Annotated in this window: 14 protein-coding genes; 9 read left to right on the top strand and 5 right to left on the bottom strand. The window is 68.5% G+C overall.

Features of this window, described 5'->3' with window-relative positions; all coding sequences use genetic code 11:
• Positions 1-26: 26 nt before the first annotated feature.
• Positions 27-866 carry an HAD family hydrolase gene (locus IEZ15_RS20335; protein WP_114245261.1) on the top strand — a complete coding sequence of 280 codons (840 nt, stop codon included), beginning with the start codon at positions 27-29 and terminating at the stop codon, positions 864-866.
• 538 nt (positions 867-1,404) lie between these two features.
• On the opposite strand, the gene IEZ15_RS20340 is transcribed toward IEZ15_RS20335, so the two are convergent.
• The gene (locus tag IEZ15_RS20340; RefSeq protein ID WP_114245262.1) at positions 1,405-2,229 is read right to left on the bottom strand and encodes a Fic family protein; all 825 of its coding nucleotides are present in this window, start codon (positions 2,227-2,229) and stop codon (positions 1,405-1,407) included.
• Positions 2,230-2,331: 102 nt separating this feature from the next.
• Here IEZ15_RS20340 and IEZ15_RS20345 point away from each other — a divergent pair, with 102 nt between their 5' ends.
• A complete protein-coding gene (locus IEZ15_RS20345; protein WP_114249129.1) occupies positions 2,332-3,327 on the top strand; it encodes an ATP-binding protein in 996 nt (331 codons plus the stop codon).
• A 57-nt stretch (positions 3,328-3,384) separates the two neighbouring features.
• Here IEZ15_RS20345 and IEZ15_RS20350 read toward each other — a convergent pair whose 3' ends face one another.
• Positions 3,385-4,749: a polysaccharide deacetylase family protein gene (locus tag IEZ15_RS20350; protein ID WP_373302592.1), complete on the bottom strand. Its 1,365-nt coding sequence runs from the start codon at positions 4,747-4,749 to the stop codon at positions 3,385-3,387.
• A 357-nt stretch (positions 4,750-5,106) separates the two neighbouring features.
• On the opposite strand from IEZ15_RS20350, the gene IEZ15_RS20355 reads away from it, so the two are divergent.
• The 6 genes from IEZ15_RS20355 to IEZ15_RS44860 all read left to right on the top strand — a co-directional run bounded on the left by IEZ15_RS20355 (position 5,107) and on the right by IEZ15_RS44860 (position 13,710).
• A complete protein-coding gene (locus IEZ15_RS20355; protein ID WP_189278697.1) occupies positions 5,107-7,896 on the top strand; it encodes a bifunctional SulP family inorganic anion transporter/carbonic anhydrase in 2,790 nt (929 codons plus the stop codon).
• 209 nt (positions 7,897-8,105) lie between these two features.
• Entirely contained in the window at positions 8,106-10,106 is a 2,001-nt protein-coding gene (gene acs / locus IEZ15_RS20360; RefSeq protein WP_189278699.1) for an acetate--CoA ligase, read from the top strand.
• A gap of 218 nt (positions 10,107-10,324) precedes the next feature.
• Positions 10,325-11,731, top strand: a complete 1,407-nt coding sequence (gene nhaA / locus IEZ15_RS20365) for a Na+/H+ antiporter NhaA (protein ID WP_189278701.1) — start codon at positions 10,325-10,327, stop codon at positions 11,729-11,731.
• 47 nt (positions 11,732-11,778) lie between these two features.
• Positions 11,779-12,312 (top strand): phage holin family protein, encoded by a 534-nt coding sequence (locus tag IEZ15_RS20370; RefSeq protein WP_114245266.1) that lies wholly within the window; start codon positions 11,779-11,781, stop codon positions 12,310-12,312.
• Positions 12,309-13,400, top strand: coding sequence for an alpha/beta fold hydrolase (locus IEZ15_RS20375; RefSeq protein ID WP_189278703.1), 1,092 nt, complete (start codon positions 12,309-12,311; stop codon positions 13,398-13,400). Before IEZ15_RS20370 ends, IEZ15_RS20375 begins: the two co-directional genes overlap by 4 nt.
• Positions 13,401-13,506: 106 nt before the next feature.
• Entirely contained in the window at positions 13,507-13,710 is a 204-nt protein-coding gene (locus IEZ15_RS44860) for a hypothetical protein (RefSeq protein ID WP_229845996.1), read from the top strand.
• Between the two features lie 121 nt (positions 13,711-13,831).
• Here IEZ15_RS44860 and IEZ15_RS20380 read toward each other — a convergent pair whose 3' ends face one another.
• From IEZ15_RS20380 to nth, 3 genes are all read right to left on the bottom strand, one after another.
• Entirely contained in the window at positions 13,832-15,037 is a 1,206-nt protein-coding gene (locus IEZ15_RS20380) for a MarP family serine protease (protein ID WP_114245269.1), read from the bottom strand.
• 88 nt (positions 15,038-15,125) lie between these two features.
• Complete coding sequence (locus IEZ15_RS20385) at positions 15,126-15,953, bottom strand: NUDIX hydrolase (protein WP_229845997.1); 828 nt, start codon at positions 15,951-15,953, stop codon at positions 15,126-15,128.
• A gap of 62 nt (positions 15,954-16,015) precedes the next feature.
• On the bottom strand, positions 16,016-16,906 hold the full coding sequence (nth, locus tag IEZ15_RS20390; RefSeq protein ID WP_373302593.1) for an endonuclease III: 891 nt from the start codon (positions 16,904-16,906) through the stop codon (positions 16,016-16,018).
• Positions 16,907-17,207: 301 nt separating this feature from the next.
• Between nth and IEZ15_RS20395 the strand changes: the two genes are divergently transcribed.
• The gene (locus tag IEZ15_RS20395) at positions 17,208-17,882 is read left to right on the top strand and encodes a Crp/Fnr family transcriptional regulator (protein ID WP_014046869.1); all 675 of its coding nucleotides are present in this window, start codon (positions 17,208-17,210) and stop codon (positions 17,880-17,882) included.
• The last annotated feature ends 42 nt before the right edge of the window (positions 17,883-17,924 follow it).

Below are 17,924 nucleotides of genomic sequence, written 5' to 3' on the forward strand. Positions count from 1 at the left end.
GAGTTTACGCCGAATGGTGGGCCCCTATGCTCAGCCTTGTGGAAAACCGCTTCTTGCCGCGCACAGCAGCCTTCTTCGACCTGGACAAGACGGTCATTGCGAAGTCTTCGACGCTGACCTTCAGCAAGTCCTTCTACCAAGGCGGACTGATCAACCGCCGCGCTGTACTGCGCACTGCGTACGCACAGTTCGTGTTCCTTGCCGGGGGTGCAGATCACGACCAGATGGAGCGGATGCGGGAATATCTCTCCGCGCTCTGCAAGGGCTGGAACGTCCAGCAAGTGAAGGAAATCGTCGCCGAGACCCTGCACGATCTGATCGACCCGATCATCTACGACGAAGCGGCGACGCTCATCGAGGAGCATCACACCGCCGGACGCGATGTGGTGATCGTCTCGACCTCGGGCGCCGAGGTCGTCGAGCCGATCGGCGAGCTGCTCGGCGCCGACCGAGTCGTCGCCACCCGGATGGTCGTCGGTGACGACGGCTGCTTCACCGGCGAAGTGGAGTACTACGCGTACGGGCCGACGAAGGCCGAGGCGGTCAAGGCGCTCGCAGTGTCGGAGGGATACGACCTGTCGCGCTGCTACGCCTATAGCGATTCCGCGACCGATGTACCGATGCTGGAGTCGGTCGGCCACCCGCACGCAGTGAATCCGGACCGCGCCCTGCGGCGCGAAGCGACCCTTCGCGAATGGCCGATTCTCACCTTTGACCGACCGGTCCGACTCAAGCAGCGCCTACCGACGTTCTCGATGCCGCCGCGCCCGGCGTTGGTCGCTGCGGCAGCGCTGGGCGCAGCCGCCGTCACGGCGGGACTGGTCTGGTACAGCTCCCGCCGCCGCACCACCACGACCTCCACCTGATGTACGGGCCGGACGGCGGCACCCCTACGCACCCCCGGACCCCGCCGCCCGGCCCCATCGATGGGATCGAACAGGACGACCGATGAGTCCAATTCATCCGGCCGAACCAAGTTGTCCAACTCGCCCGTAATTGAACCTAAAAGTAAAGAAGTGTGGCCAGCACTACCGCTCACCCCGGCTCTGGAGTACAAAGGACTCAACGGCCCGCGAGACCAAGGACATCCGAGAGGATTACCTGATAACGCAGAGAAGGCCCCACGGACCGAGCATGAAAACCGAGCACCCACGCGACGTCGACCCGTCGATTACGGGCCAGCCGCACCAGGAAACGGGTAAAGCCCCCGACCTGATGGGCACATATCGAGGACGCATGGTAACTGGGTAGACATGCCAGCGGCGGTACCGAGGACGGTACCGCCGCAACCCTTTTGCCGGGCAGTGAAGTTACGCCAGGGGAGTTACCGCGCTGGCGTTACCGCGGCGAAGTCATCGATCAGCCGCATCCGCCGTGCCTAGCCCGCGGAACCGAACAACGCTGCTACGCAGCACCTCGCTGCAGCGCCTCGCACACCGCCGTCGACTCTCTGACGCCCAGCTCCACGGCGCGCCCGCAGTGCGCGATCCAGGCCGCCATCCCTTCAGGCGTCCCCGACAGGTAACCCTCGAACGCAGCGACGTACGCCGCCCGCCCCTGCTCGGCGTGGCCCACCTCGGCGGGGCAGATCGATTTGGGATCCAGGCCGCTCCCGATCAGCACGATCCGCTCGGCAGTACGCGCGACGAGGCCGTTGTACGAACCGAAGGGACGCAGAGCCAGCAGCTCACCGTGCACGACCGCTGCCGTCACCAGCGCGGGCGCCGCAGTGCCCGAAAGGATCAATCCGGACAGCCCTTCCAGCCGCCCCGCCACCTCCTCGGCGTCCGGCAGCGGCGCTTCGATCAGCGGCTCGTCCACGGGTTCGCCTGCCAGCCGTGGCCGGCCGACAGTATCCTCGGGCGCCGCGCCGCCTGCCGCAACCAGATGCAGCCGCGCCAGGACACGCAGCGGCGACTGCCGCCAGATGGAGAGCAGTTGGCCCGCTTCGGCGGTGAGCCTCAGGGCCGCTCCGATCACATGCGCCTCACCCTCACCGCTGAAGTCGGTACGCCGGCGCACCTCCTCCAGATTCCAGTCGGCACCGGACAGCGCCGCCGAGCCGCGGGCGCCGCGCAGCGCCGCCTCGGCGGTGACCTCGTTGCTGCGGCGCCGCATGACGCGGTGACCGTAGACCCGGTCGACGGCCTTGCGTACGGAGTCCACCGCGTCGACGACCCCCGGCAGGGTGCCCAGGGCGGCGAGCGGATCAGAGGCAGTCGTACTCATAAGTAGCGAGGCTACGCGCCCCCTACACCGATACCGCCCGAGAGTGGCCTTCTTCACGAAGAGTGACAGCAGAACGCAATGACACCACTACCCTAGGTGAACATGAAGATCGCTTTCGTAGGGAAGGGCGGCAGCGGCAAGACCACGCTGTCCTCGCTCTTCATCCGCCACCTTGCCGCCAATGAAGCCCATGTCGTCGCGGTGGACGCCGACATCAACCAGCACCTCGGGGCCGCGCTCGGCCTCGACGACCAAGAGGCCGCGGCACTGCCCGCCATGGGAGCCCAGCTGCCTCTGATCAAGGAGTATCTGCGCGGCAGCAACCCCCGCATCGCCTCTGTCGAGACGATGATCAAAACGACTCCGCCAGGCGAGGGCTCGCGGCTGCTGCGGGTTCGCGAGAACAACCCGATCTACGACGCGTGTGCCCGCACGGTTCGGCTCGACGACGGGGAGATCCAGCTGATGGCCACCGGGCCATTCACCGAGTCGGATCTGGGTGTGGCCTGCTACCACTCCAAGGTCGGCGCGGTCGAGCTCTGCCTCAACCATCTCGTCGACGGCCCCGACGACTATGTCGTCGTCGACATGACAGCAGGTTCGGACTCCTTCGCTTCCGGGATGTTCACCCGCTTCGACATGACATTCCTGGTCGCCGAGCCGACCCGTAAGGGCGTCTCGGTCTACCGCCAGTACAAGGAGTATGCCCGGGACTTCGGGGTCGCGCTGAAGGTCATCGGCAACAAGGTGCAGGGCGAGGACGATCTGGACTTCCTGCGTGCCGAGGTGGGCGACGATCTGCTGGTCAGCGTTGGGCACTCCGACTGGGTACGGGCCATGGAGAAGGGCAGGCCTGCCCGCTTCGAGCTGCTGGAGGCGGACAACCGGATGGCCCTGCAGGCGCTGCAGAACGCCGCGGAGGATTCGTACGAGCAGCGGGACTGGGAGCGCTACACGCGGCAGATGGTGCACTTCCATCTGAAGAACGCGGAGAGCTGGGGCAATGAGAAGACGGGCGCCGACCTGGCCGCCCAGGTCGACCCGGCCTTCGTACTCGACGAGCGGTACGTGCAGGACAGCGCCGCTCAGCCCGCCTGATCCGTCGGCGCCCGGGCCAGGAGGATGCCCTCGTTCCGGCCGGGCGCCATGGCACCCTCACGCGGCAGTCGCCAGCCGAAGGGCGTGCAGCTCGGTGGCCGAGCACCGTCGCCGAGCGCGGTCACCGAGCCGGCGACCGGCCTGATCCGCGCCGGACCCAGCATGAGTCGTGCCGGCCCCCGGCACACGGTCCGCGTCCGCCCCCGAGGTCGCGGCTTCGTGGAGGAAGCCCGTCCAGCCCTTCGCCGGGGCCTGGCCGACATCGAGCGTGCCCAGCTTCGCCAGCGTTGCCGGGTCCTGTGCGTCCAGCCAGTCGGCCAGCTGCCGGAAGGAGACGCAGCGGACGCCCTCCTTGGTGCAGACCGTCGCGATGGTCTGCTCAACGGCCCGCATGTACGTGCCGCCGTTCCAGGACTCGAAGTGATTGCCGATGATCAGCGGGGCGCGGTTCCCGTCGTACGCGCGGTCGAGGGCCTGGATCAGGCCGTCTCGCATCTGGTTGCCCCAGTACTCGTGTCGGCCCGGATCGCTCTGCGTCGTACCGGACTGGTTGAACATGAAGTTGTAGTCCATCGACAGGGTCTCGAAGTCGCGCCCCGGAACCGGGACGAGCTGCATGGAAAGATCCCAGATGCCGCCCTTCTTCTTCGGCCAGACCTGGTTGTCGACGCCACTGGAGTCGTAGCGGAAGCCCATCTCCCGCGCTGCGGCCACCGCATTCTTCTGCCCCTCCAGACAGGGGGTGCGGCCACCGATGAGCTCCTTGTCGTAGTCGAAGGGAAGCGGCTGCTCGCCCTTGAGGTCGGGGTCGTTGGTCTTCCAGCTCTTCACAAAGGCCTTGGCTTGGTTGATCTCGCTCTTCCACTGATCGACGGACCAGGTGCCGACGCCGCCGTCGGGGCCGCAGAAGTGGCCGTTGAAGTGCGTGCCGATCTCGTCGCCGTCCTCCCAGGCGCCGCGAACCTGAGTGATGGTGTTCCGGATTCCCTCGGTGTCGTTGAAGCCGATGTCGGAGCTGCCGGCGCTGTGCTTCGGCGGGTCGTAGAGTTCACGCTTTCCCTCAGGCAGCAGATACACACCGCTGAGGAAGTACGTCATGTTCGCGTGGTATTTCTTGCCCACCTCACGGAAGTGCGAGAACAGCTTCTGGCTGTCCTCTCCGGCGCCGTCCCACGAGAACACCACGAACTGCGGGGGCTTCTGGCCGGGTGCCAGGCGCTGCACCACGGGCTGCTTCGGCTGGCTGCCCGTGAAGGCGGTGGAGCCGTCGCCGATGAGCCGGAACATGCTTTCGGGTGCGGCTCGGGGGACGTTCTTCTTCGCTCCGGCGTCTCGCTTCACGGCAGCGGGTCCGGCGGCTCCGGTCCTGGAATCCGCTCGGGAGGAGCAGCCGGCCACTCCCGCGGCGAGTGCAACGGTCATGACACCCAGGGCGACCCGCTCAGCAGCGATCCTTTTCGCGGCGGCTCTCTTCGTGGCGCCCATCATCCGCCCACCCTCTTCCTTGCGGGAAATTTGCGTTGAAGTGCAGACGCGGCGCGGTCAAGGTCAAGGTCACATGCAGTCATGCAGAAATTAATATGACAAGCCGAATGAAAAGCTGATTATTCACTTGAACAGGTGATTAGATGGGCCATTTGATCTCAAGCATGGACAGAGATCTTTACTCTCCATTACGATCTGTTTACTGAGAGTTGAGAAATCCCGCCGCTGCACGCCGTGACCCACGGCCGCGTCCCCCACGTTCCGCGACCGCGCTGCCCCGGAGGAGACGGGAACATGTCTGCTTGCGTCCCCACTCGTCATGACCACACATCCCGCAGTTCGCGTCCACCCCGCGCCTCGGGAATCAAACGACCGCACAGCCCGCCACCGCGCAACGGACGATTCCGCATCGCGGGCGCTGACCTGTCCGCATCGATCACGGTCTTCCTGCTCGCCGTCCCCATGTCGCTCGGCCTCGCCGTCGCCATGGACGCCCCGCTGGAGGCCGGCCTCATCTCCGCCGCGATCGGCGGAATCGTCGCCGGACTGCTCGGCGGCACACCCCTCCAGGTCAGCGGCCCGTCCGCCGGACTGACCGTGGTCACAGCCGAGTTGATCCAGATCTACGGCTGGCGCACCACCTGCGCGATCACCATCGGCGCGGGACTTCTGCAGATCCTGCTGGGCTCGTTGCGGGCGGCACGCAGCGCCCTGGCCGTCAGCCCCGCCATCGTGCACGGCACCCTCGCCGGCATCGGCGTGGCCATCGCACTCGCCCAGCTGCACATCGTGCTCGGCGGCTCGCCTCAGAGTTCGGCCGTCGCCAACGCCCTCGCCCTCCCGGACCAGTTGGGGCGGGTGAGTCCAGCCGCCCCGCTGATCGGCGTACTGACCATCGCCGTCCTGATCCTGTGGCCGCGGATTCCGGGGCGGATCGGCCGGGTAGTACGGCGGATTCCGGCTGCCCTCGCCGCGGTGGTGACCGCGACGGTGGTGGCCGCGATCACGGCGCCCGGGATCGCCCGGGTCGATCTGCCGTCCTGGCGCTCGCACGCACTGCCGGAGATGCCGCACGGCCCTGTACTCGCTCTGGCCACCGCTGTATTGACAGTGATGCTGGTGGCCAGTCTGGAGTCGCTGCTCGCCTCGGTCGCCGTGGACAAGCTGTCGGCCGACCGCGCCGGCGGGCAAGCGGCTGCGCGGCCCAAAGCCGACTCGACGTCGGCCTCGTCCTCGGGTCCGGCTTCGTCCTCGGGTCCGGTTTCGGGTCCGGTTTCGCCTTCGGCCTTGGCCCAGGGCCGCCCGGGCCCGGCCTGTCCGTCCCTGCCGGACCCACCCGTCAGGCGCTCCGATCTCGATCGTGAGCTGCGTGCCCAGGGCATCGCCAACACCCTGTCCGGGCTTGTCGGTGGGCTGGCGGTGTCCGGCGGTGCGGTGCGCAGTTCGGCAAATGTTCGGGCCGGAGCGACGGGCCGCGCCTCCACCGTGCTGCACGGCGTCTGGGTGCTGCTCGCCGCAGGGCTGCTGGTCGCCGCTCTGGAGCAGATCCCGCTGGCCGCGCTCGCCGCGCTGGTCATGATGGTCGGCATCCAGATGGTGAGTTTCGCCCACATCCGCAATGTCCATAAGCACCGGGAATTCCTGGTGTACGGGGCGACGATCACCGGCGTGCTCCTCTTCGGTGTGCTCAAGGGTGTAGTGATCGGCATCGCGGTGGCGGTGGCCGTCGCGATGCACCGGCTGGCCCGGACCAGGATCACCGTGACCGAACAAGGCGGCCAGCATCTGGTGGTCGTACGGGGCCAGTTGACGTTTCTCGCGGTGCCCCGGCTCAGTCGGGCGCTCGCCCGGCTGCCCCAGGACGGGGATGCCGTCGTCGAGCTGGACGGCTTCTTCATGGACCATGCGGCGTACGAGACGATCCAGGACTGGAGCATTGCCCAGACGGCCCACGGCGGCCGGGTCGTCTTCACCGGCAGGTCCGGCGGTCGGATCGCCGAGCCCGCCTCGGCGGCGCATTCCTGTTGCCGCCCCTGGACGCCGTGGCGCAACCATCACTGCCACGACCGGCCCGGCCAGACGCCCGAGACCCACCACGCCCGCCTCGACACGGGCCGCGCCCCCGACTGCGGATCCGGCTCCGTCGAGGACCGCTCCCCCGAGCAGCACACATCCCACGACACCTCCGGAACCCACAGCACCCCCGGCCCGGCCGGCTCACCCACCGCCGCCCCGCGCCGGACCGGCGGCAACCGCCTGTTCAGCGGTCTGAGTTCGTTCCAGCGGAACACCGCTCCGCTGGTGCGCGAGGAGCTGGCTCGGTTGGCCCGCGAGGGTCAACGCCCCTCCCAGCTCTTCATCACCTGCGCCGACTCCCGCCTGGTCACCAGCATGATCACGGCGAGCGGCCCGGGTGATCTGTTCACCGTACGGAACATCGGCAATCTGGTGCCCCCGCCGGACGCCGAGTCGAGTGACCACTCGGTGGGCGCCGCGATCGAGTACGCGGTGGATGTGCTGAAGGTGGAGTCCATCACCGTCTGCGGGCACTCCGGCTGCGGCGCGATGCAGGCTCTGCTCGGCGCCAAACCGGACCCGGACACTCCGCTGACGTCCCTGTGGCGCTGGTTGAGACATGGGCTGCCGAGCCTGAAGCGGATGGAATCCCGGCATCATGCCTGGGCCCGGATCTCCGGCCGCCTTCCGGCCGATGCGGTGGAACAGCTCTGCCTCACCAATGTGGTCCAGCAGCTGGACCACCTGCGGGCCCATGGATCGGTGGCACGGCGGCTCGCCGAGGGCACACTGCAACTGCACGGGATGTACTTCCATGTGGGCGAGGCGCAGGCCTATTTGCTGGCCGAGGGGGCAAGCGACGGGCTCACGCTCGACGAGGTATTCAACCGCGTGGACCCTGGCGACGCCCACGCCTCGTCCGATTCCCACACCCCGGCCGACGCCCACGCCCTGGCCGGTTCCCACACCCCGTCCGACTCCCGCTCGCCCGGCGACGCCGACACCCCCAGGCCCACCGCCCCGGGTGATCCAGCCGGTTCCGGCGAGTTGGAACGTACCGGCGTCTGAACCACATTCGCCCCCGGTCCGTGAGACCTTGTGGTCCCGCCTCCGTGTCGCTCCGTACGGCTCTGTGCCGCTGTGCTCCGCACTGTGGTGCACAGCGCCGCGCCGCACCGGACCGCACGTGGAGGCGGGACCGTGTCTCCATACACGAGACACAGGTCTAAACCAATTCCGGGCAGACACTTGTCACCTGGCCTTTGGCCTGATGAGCTATGCCCCGGGACACAACGGACACCCTGGGAATGGGAGATGTCGTGAGCAACGAAAGCCTGGCCAATCTGCTCAAGGAGGAGCGGCGGTTTGCACCGCCTGCCGATCTGGCCGCCAATGCCAACGTCAAAGCGGAGGCGTACGAGCAGGCCGAGGCGGACCGGCTGGGCTTCTGGGCCGAGCAGGCCCGTCGCCTGACCTGGGCCACGGAGCCGACCGAGACGCTCGACTGGAGCAACCCGCCCTTCGCGAAGTGGTTCGCGGACGGCAAGCTCAACGTCGCGTACAACTGCGTGGACCGCCATGTCGAGGCCGGCCATGGCGACCGGGTTGCCATCCACTTCGAGGGCGAGCCCGGCGACAGCCGCGCCATCACCTACGCCGACCTGAAGGACGAGGTCTCCCGCGCAGCGAACGCCCTCACCGAGCTCGGTGTCGGCAAGGGCGACCGGGTCGCCGTCTATCTGCCGATGATCCCCGAGGCCGCCATCGCGATGCTGGCCTGTGCCCGCATCGGCGCGGCGCACTCGGTAGTCTTCGGCGGCTTCTCCGCCGACGCCATCGCCGCCCGTATCCAGGACGCGGACGCCAAGGTCGTCATCACCGCCGACGGTGGCTACCGCCGCGGCAAGCCGTCCGCACTCAAGCCCGCCGTGGACGACGCCGTCTCCCGTTTCGACAGCGTCGAGCATGTCCTCGTGGTGCGGCGCACCGGCCAGGACACCGCATGGACCGAGGGCCGGGACGTCTGGTGGCACGAGATCACCGGCCGGCAGTCCGCCGAGCACACCCCCGAGGCGTTCGAGGCGGAGCAGCCGCTCTTCATCCTCTACACCTCCGGCACGACGGGTAAGCCGAAGGGCATCCTGCACACCTCCGGTGGTTACCTCACGCAGGCCGCGTACACCCACAACGCGGTCTTCGACCTCAAGCCGGAGACCGATGTCTTCTGGTGCACCGCAGACATCGGCTGGGTGACCGGCCACTCGTACATCGTCTACGGCCCGCTGGCCAACGGCGCGACGCAGGTCATGTACGAGGGCACGCCCGACTCCCCGCACCAGGGGCGTTTCTGGGAGATCGTGCAGAAGTACGGCGTCACGATCCTGTACACCGCGCCGACCGCGATCCGTACGTTCATGAAGTGGGGTGACGACATCCCCGCCAAGTTCGACCTGAGCAGTCTTCGGGTCCTCGGTTCGGTCGGTGAGCCGATCAACCCCGAGGCGTGGATGTGGTACCGCAAGCACATCGGCGCCGACAAGTGCCCGATCGTGGACACCTGGTGGCAGACCGAGACCGGCGCCATGATGATTTCGCCGCTGCCGGGCGTCACGGAGACCAAGCCGGGAAGCGCCCAGCGCGCCCTGCCCGGTATCTCCGCCACGGTCGTCGACGACGAGGCCAACGAGGTTCCGAACGGCGGGGGCGGCTATCTCGTCCTCACCGAGCCGTGGCCGTCGATGCTCCGCACCATCTGGGGCGACGACCAGCGCTTCATCGACACGTACTGGTCACGCTTCGAGGGCAAGTACTTCGCGGGCGACGGCGCCAAGAAGGACGAGGACGGCGACATCTGGCTGCTCGGCCGGGTCGACGACGTGATGCTCGTATCCGGGCACAACATCTCGACCACAGAGGTCGAGTCGGCGCTCGTTTCGCACCCCTCGGTCGCCGAGGCTGCCGTGGTCGGCGCCGCCGACGAGACGACCGGCCAGGCCATCGTCGCCTTCGTGATACTGCGCGGTACGGCTGCCGCCTCGGACGAGCTCGTCACGGAGCTGCGCAATCATGTCGGCGCAACGCTCGGCCCGATCGCCAAGCCGAAGCGGATCCTGCCGGTCGCCGAGCTGCCGAAGACCCGCTCAGGCAAGATCATGCGGCGTCTGCTGCGCGACGTCGCCGAGAACCGCGAGCTGGGCGACGTCACGACGCTCACCGACTCGTCGGTGATGGACCTCATCCAGACCCAGCTGCCGTCCTCCTCCTCATCCGAGGACTGACCAGGGCGAGTACGTCTCCGAGGGGCATCCGGCAACGCGCCGGGTGCCCCTCGGGCATTTAAGGTGAAGATCACTGGATACCGCCCCGCGCACCCCGGGTACAGTGGCAGCCGCGTCAACAAAGCAATAAGAAATCTCCACAGGGTGTGCCGGGAAGTCTGGTCGGCAAGTGCATCAGCCATGCCATCGCTGCCGTACCGACCCGGAGGTCCTCACTCGTGGCCACCCCCACCCCCACACCCTCTTCCTCCCGCCGCCCCTTTCTGGCGCGCCTGTCCCTCCCCGAGCGGAACTACCTCACGGACGCCCTGCGCACCGAGACCGTCGGCGGAGTCATCCTGCTGGTGGCCGCGATAGCCGCCCTGGTGTGGGCGAACACCTTCGGTTCCAGTTACGCGGCTGTCAGCGAGTTCCACTTCGGTCCCGGGTCGCTGGGCCTCAACCTCTCGGTGGAGCACTGGGCGGCGGACGGGCTGCTCGCGGTCTTCTTCTTCGTCGCGGGCGTCGAACTGAAGCGGGAACTGGTCGCGGGCGAACTGCGCGACCCCAGGGCGGCCGCCCTCCCGGTCGTCGCCGCGCTGTGTGGAATGGCGGTTCCGGCCGTCGTCTACACACTCGTGGCCGTGACCGGCGGGGGTTCCACGGACGGCTGGGCCGTCCCCACCGCCACCGACATCGCCTTCGCGCTCGCCGTCCTCGCGGTCATCGGCACCTCGCTGCCGAACGCGCTGCGCGCCTTCCTGCTGACGCTCGCCGTCGTCGACGACCTCTTCGCGATCCTGATCATCGCGGTCTTCTTCACCGAGCAGATCAACTTCATGGCGCTGACCGGCGCCTTCATCGGTCTCGCCGTCTTCTATCTGCTGCTGCGCAGGAATGTGCGCGGCTGGTACATCTACGTACCGCTCGCCCTGGTCATCTGGGGCCTGATGTACAACAGCGGCATCCACGCCACCATCGCCGGTGTCGCCATGGGCCTGATGCTCCGCTGCACCCGGCGGGACGGCGAGACCCATTCCCCCGGCGAGCACATCGAACACCTGATCCGCCCGCTGTCGGCCGGTATCGCCGTGCCGCTGTTCGCCCTCTTCTCCGCGGGTGTCTCCCTCTCCGGCGGCGCACTGGCGGGCGTCTTCACCCGGCCCGAGACGCTCGGTGTCGTCCTGGGGCTCGTCGCCGGCAAGACGATAGGCATCTTCGGCGGTACGTGGCTGGCCACCCGCTTCACGAAGGCGGAGCTGAACAAGGACCTGGCCTGGGCGGATGTCTTCGCAGTCGCCTCGCTCGCCGGGATCGGCTTCACCGTCTCGCTGCTCATCGGTGAACTGGCCTTCGCCGGCGACGAGGACATGATCAACGAGATCAAGGCCGCCGTGCTGCTCGGCTCGCTGACAGCCGCCGTACTCTCCGGTGTACTGCTCAAGCTCCGGGTACGCAGATACCGGACGCTGTACGAGGCGGAGGAGCTCGACGAGGACGAGGACGGTGTGCCCGACGTCTACGAGCAGGACGACCCGGAGTACCACCTGCGGATGGCCGCGATCCACGAGAAGAAGGCGGCCGAGCACCGCCGCCTTGCCCAACTGGCGGGGGCAGCGAGCAGCAAGCCGGACAGTCCGGCATGATCTGACACCAGATGTATTGAGCAGGAGAGCAGGAGAGGGAGTCAGGGATGAGCGACCCCGGCAACAACGCGGGCAGTGCCGACCGCAGTCTCGGGCAGTTGGTCGCCGCGGCGACGGCCGAGATGTCCGCACTGGTGCACGACGAGATCGCCCTGGCCAAGGCCGAAGTGCGGCAGGATGTCAAGCGTGGCGTGACCGGGAGCGTGGCGTTCGTCATCGCAGGCGTGCTGGTTCTGTTCGCGATCCCGGTGCTGAGCTTCGCGGCGGCGTACGGAATCCACTACCTGGGGCTCGGCCTCGCCGTGTCGTTCACGATCGTGGGCGCCGCCTTCATCGTGCTGGGTGCGTTGCTCGCGCTGTTCGCCATCGCCAAGCTCAAGAAGGTGAAGCCGCCGGAGAAGTCCATCGCTTCGGCCAAGCAGACGGCGGCCGTGCTGCAGGGCGTCAAGCCGCACCCGCGGCCCGCTGTCACGACGGGGGCGAGCCGTCCGGCTGCTGTGGGCAGCAGGCCGGCGGACAAGGCTCTGGAGAAGTCTTCGGTCCAGGACAAGGCGTCCGCTGTGGCACGCTCGTCCACATGACGGTCCCCGATTCCAGTGCATCCGACCCAGTAGGCCCGGAAGGTCAGGCAGGTCCGAAAGGCCAGGTAAGCCAGGACGGCCAGGCGGGCCCGGACGGCTCCTCGGGCTCGCCCGGCCGCTCAGGCCCCTCGGGCCCCTCCGACCTGCCGAGTTCCCCCGGCCCGGTCGGCTCCGGTGGGCCCGTACGGCTCGACGGGCCGTGGACCCACCGGGACGTGGCGGCCAACGGCGCCCGCTTCCACATCGCCGAGCTCGGCGAGGGGCCTCTGGTGCTGCTGCTGCACGGCTTCCCGCAGTTCTGGTGGACCTGGCGCCATCAGCTCACCGCACTGGCCGACGCCGGTTTCCGGGCCGTGGCGATGGATCTGCGCGGAGTCGGCGGCAGTGACCGCACGCCCCGGGGTTACGACCCCGCCAACCTGGCGCTCGACATCACCGGCGTGATCCGCTCGCTCGGCGAACCGGACGCCGCCCTGGTCGGCCACGACATGGGGGGCTACCTCGCCTGGACGGCCGCGGTGATGCGGCCGAAGCTGGTGCGCCGCCTCGTGGTCTCGTCGATGCCGCATCCGCGCCGCTGGCGTTCCTCGATGCTCTCCGACTTCGCGCAGTCCCGCGCGGGCTCGTACGTCTGGGGTTTCCAGCGCCCGTGGGTGCCGGAGCGTCAGCTCGTCGCGGACGACGCGGCGTTGGTGGGGCGGCTGATCCGCGAATGGGCGGGCCCCCGGACCCCTGAGTTCCCCGACGATGCGGCGGTCGACGTCTACCGGCGCGCGATGTGCATCCCGTCGACGGCGCACTGCTCGATCGAGCCGTACCGCTGGATGGTGCGCTCCCTGGCCCGTCCGGACGGAATCCAGTTCAACCGGCGCATGAAGCGGCCGGTGCGGGTACCCACACTGCATTTGCACGGTTCACTCGATCCGGCGATCCGTACGCGGAGCGCGGCGGGGTCCGGCGAGTACGTCGAAGCGCCGTACCGTTGGCGACTTTTCGACGGTCTGGGGCACTTCCCCCACGAGGAGGATCCGCGCGGGTTCTCGGCCGAACTCATCAACTGGCTCAAGGATTCCGAGCCCGACCGGTAGCCGTACGGGCACAGTTGTCCGACGAACAGCCAATTGCCTGGCGCATAGGCCAATTGGCTGGCGGATGGGCGGTTACCGACCATGAGGCACGGGCAGACGTCGGTGTATGGGCTGGACGCACGACTTCGGTGACGCCGCACGCAACCGTCGCTCGACCGCCACGGCGAGTCCGAGCACTCATGAGGGGGGCGGCCCCCAGGGCCGGGTGCACGATATGCATGTTCTGCATGATCCCCGGCTCGGCATTCCGCGCATTCTGCGCCGTCGGGCCCGCTGGGTCTCGGCGCGGCTGCGCCATCCACGCGGATGATGTCCGCCCCGGCCGGCCGGTGAGCGTTCACCGACCGGGCGGGACTTCCACGACGCTCCCGGCTGCTGCGGGGCAGTACGCCCAGGGTCTGTCCGGCGGATCAGGGCCGGCAAGGCTCTGGCTAGAGGGCGCACGCCTGGCTGTCGACCTGCTGGTTGGCGGTGCGGCCGTGCGCGATGTCCTGGCGGATCTCGTCGGCCGTCAGCGCGTAGCCGGTGTCGGGGTCGTCGAGCGACTTCGCGAAGACGACTCCGTACACCTTGCCGTCGGGGGTCAACAGCGGTCCGCCGGAGTTGCCCTGACGGACGGTCGCGAAGAGCGAGTACACATCGCGGCGGACAGTGCCCCGGTGGTAGATGTCCGGTCCGTCGGCGTCGATACGGCCCCGGACGCGCGCGGCCCGCACGTCGTACGAGCCGTTCTCCGGGAATCCCGCGACGATGGCACTGTTCCCGGTGCCGGCGTCGTGATCGGTGTCGGTGAACTTCAGCGGCTTCGCGTCGAGGTCCGGCACGTCGAGTACGGCGATGTCGCGCTGCCAGTCGTAGAGGACGACCTTCGCGTCGTACAGCCGCCCCTGGCCGCCGATCTGGACGGTCGGCTCGTCGACGCCGCCGACGACATGGGCGTTGGTCATCACCCGGCGGTCGGAGAAGACGAAACCGGTGCCTTCGAGGACCTTGCCGCAGCTCGGGGCCGTACCGACGACCTTGACGATGGACTTCTTGGCGACGGCCGCCACGGGGCTGCCGACCAGCGCCGGGTCCGGGGCCTGGACCTCGGTGATCGGCTCGTTGGCGAAGGGGCTGAAGACCTGCGGGAAGCCGTTCTGCGCAAGGACCGAGGAGAAGTCCGTGAACCATGTGGAGGCCTGGGCCGGCATCACCCGGGAGATGCCGAGCAGGACCGACGAGCTACGGACCTCCTTGCCCAGCGTAGGCAGTGTGGTACCGGCCAGTGCGGAGCCGATCAGCCAGGCGACCAGCAGCATCGCGACCACATTGACCAGGGCACCGCCGGTGGCATCGAGAGCGCGCGCCGGCGACCACGTGATGTACCGGCGGAGCTTGTTTCCGAGATGGGTGGTGAACGCCTGGCCCACCGAGGCACAGACGATCACGATGACGACGGCGACGATGGCTGCCGTCGATGAGACTTCGGAGCCGTTCGTCAGCTGGTCCCACAGGACCGGCAGCAGATAGACGGCTACGAGACCGCCGCCCAGGAACCCGATCACCGACAGGATGCCGACGACGAACCCCTGGCGATAGCCGATGACCGCGAACCACACGGCGCCGGCCAGCAACAGGATGTCCAGCACGTTCACCGTCTATAGCCTCGCAGATTCGTCACCGGGCCTGTTCCTTCGACTGGGTCCGGGCAGGGCCGGACAGCGCAGCACGGGAGTCAGCCTGTCATGCGCGCCAGTCGAGCGGCACCTGCTTGGCGGTGTCCCACGGGCGCTCCCAGCCCGCGAAGTGCAGAATCCGGTCGATCACTCCGGCCGTGAAACCCCAGACCAAGGCGGATTCGACCAGAAATGCCGGGCCTCGGTGACCACTCGGATGGACCGTGGTCGCGCGATTGGCCGGGTCCGTGAGATCCGCCACGGGGACGGTGAAGACCCGGGCTGTCTCACCCGGATCGACGACGCCGACCGGGCTCGGCGACCGCCACCAGCCGAGGACCGGTGTCACGACGAAGCCGCTCACGGGGATGTAGAGCCGGGGCAGCACTCCGAAGAGCTGCACTCCGCGCGGATCGAGGCCGGTCTCCTCCCGAGCCTCCCGCAGAGCGGCCCTGAGCGGCCCTGTAGTGGCTTGGTCGCCGTCCTCCGGGTCCAGGGCGCCGCCGGGGAAGGAAGGCTGCCCAGCGTGGGAACGCAGGCTTCCGGATCGCTCCATGAGGAGCAGCTCGGGACCGCGCTCACCCTCCCCGAACAGTACGAGCACGGCGGACTGCCGCCCGGCGCCGCTCTCCGGCGGCAGAAAGCGGCTGAGCTGGTCCGGCTCGATCGTCCGCGCGGCATGGGCCACGGGGTCGAGCCAGTCCGGCAGGCCCTCGGTCGTGACGGTGATGGCTCCGTCGTGACCTGCGCCTGCCGCTGCGGCGGCCGCGGCGACCGCCGCAGCGGGGCTCACGGCCGCCGGGTTGACCACAGCGGGGCCGACCGCCGCGGGCGCGGCTGCCGCATCCGCGCTCTGTTCGTGCGTGCTCTGCGTGCTCTGTTCGTGCGTCTTCATAGGCACCCCTCGTCTCACAACGCCTGTCATCACGCATTTCGTTCCGGAGCGAGCGCCGTGCGTCAGCCGGCCCCCAGGGCCGGCGCGGGCTTGCCCGGGTAGTCCGCCGGCGGGCTCAGCCGCTGCCCGGGCTGACCGCCCATCTCGTACTTCAGCAGCTTCCTGGCCTTCTCCGGGTCCGTCTCGCCCTCCCCGTACGCCGGGCAGAGCGGAGCGATCGGACAGGCGCCGCAGGCGGGCTTACGGGCATGGCAGATGCGGCGGCCGTGGAAGACGACGCGGTGCGAGAGCATCGTCCACTCGCTCTTGGGGAAGATCGCGGCGATCTCGGCCTCGACCTTCTCCGGGTCCTCCTGCTCCGTCCACTTCCAGCGGCGGACCAGGCGCCCGAAATGGGTGTCGACCGTGATGCCCGGCACGCCGAAGGCATTCCCGAGCACGACATTGGCGGTCTTGCGGCCGACTCCCGGAAGCGTGACGAGATCGGCGAGCCGACCCGGCACCTCGCCGCCGAACCTGTCCCTGAGCGCCGCGGAGAGGCCTATCAGCGACTTGGTCTTGGCCCGGAAGAAGCCGGTCGGCCGAATGAGCTCTTCCAATTCCTCCGGGACGGCCGCGGCCATGTCCTCGGGGGTGGGGTAGGCGGCGAAGAGGGCGGGGGTGGTCTGGTTGACCCTCAGATCGGTGGTCTGGGCGGAAAGGACCGTGGCGACGAGAAGCTCGAAGGGATTCCTGAAGTCCAGCTCGGGGTGGGCATACGGATAGAGCTCGGCGAGCTCACGGTTGATCCTGCGGGCACGACGGACCATCGCCAGACGCGATTCCGGTTTCGCACCGGGCTTTGCTCCGGATTTCGCGGGTTTCACGGCGGCCTTCGCGGCGGACTCGGCTGCGGCCCGTGCGGCGGGCTTCGCTGCGGTCTTCACTCCGGCCCTCGGGACCTGCTCACCCACAGGGCGTTTTGTCGCTTTTTTCGGGCGACTCGCAGCCTGTTCGCCCACAGCGGAATCACGGCCTTCCGACACCCCATCAGCCCCCTGGGCCTGCGCTCTCACCGGCGATTTGGACACTCGGCCAGCCTAGAGCCACACACCGACATCCGCCCCGGTCGCCGCGTATCCACCCCCGATCGGCCCCCTGCCTCACGGTTCGGCACTCCCGTGCGTCAAACTGGTTTGTGATTGATCGCACTGTTTTACCGTCCGGCATGATGGGGACCACGGTTCCCTGAACAGGCCGACAAGGAGAGAACTCGTGGACGACGTTCTGCGGCGCGCCCCGCTTTTCGCGGCGCTCGATGATGAGCAGGCCGCGGAGCTCCGCGCCTCGATGAGTGAGGTGACCCTCGCACGCGGCGACGCGCTCTTCCACGAGGGCGACCCGGGCGACCGCCTCTATGTGGTCACCGAGGGCAAGGTGAAGCTCCACCGCACCTCCCCCGACGGGCGCGAGAACATGCTGGCGGTCCTCGGCCCCGGCGAGCTGATCGGTGAGCTGTCGCTCTTCGACCCGGGCCCGCGCACCGCCACCGCGACCGCGCTGACCGAGGTCAAGCTCCTCGGCCTGGGCCACGGCGACCTCCAGCCCTGGCTGAACGCCCGCCCCGAGGTGGCCACGGCCCTGCTGCGCGCCGTCGCCCGCCGACTGCGCAAGACCAACGACCAGATGTCCGATCTGGTCTTCTCGGACGTACCGGGCCGTGTCGCCCGTGCCCTCCTCGACCTGTCGCGCCGCTTCGGCGTCCAGTCCGAGGAAGGCATCCATGTCGTCCACGACCTGACCCAGGAAGAGCTGGCCCAGCTGGTCGGCGCCTCCCGCGAGACGGTCAACAAGGCGCTCGCCGACTTCGCCGGCCGCGGCTGGCTGCGCCTGGAGGCGCGCGCCGTGATCCTGCTGGACGTGGAGCGCCTGGCCAAGCGGTCCCGCTAGCCGGCCCGGTCGGCCCCGACCGGACGCCATCTCCGTACCCAA

It is taken from the genome of Streptomyces atratus, from assembly GCF_014648655.1.
Taxonomy (GTDB): Bacteria; Actinomycetota; Actinomycetes; order Streptomycetales; family Streptomycetaceae; genus Streptomyces; species Streptomyces atratus.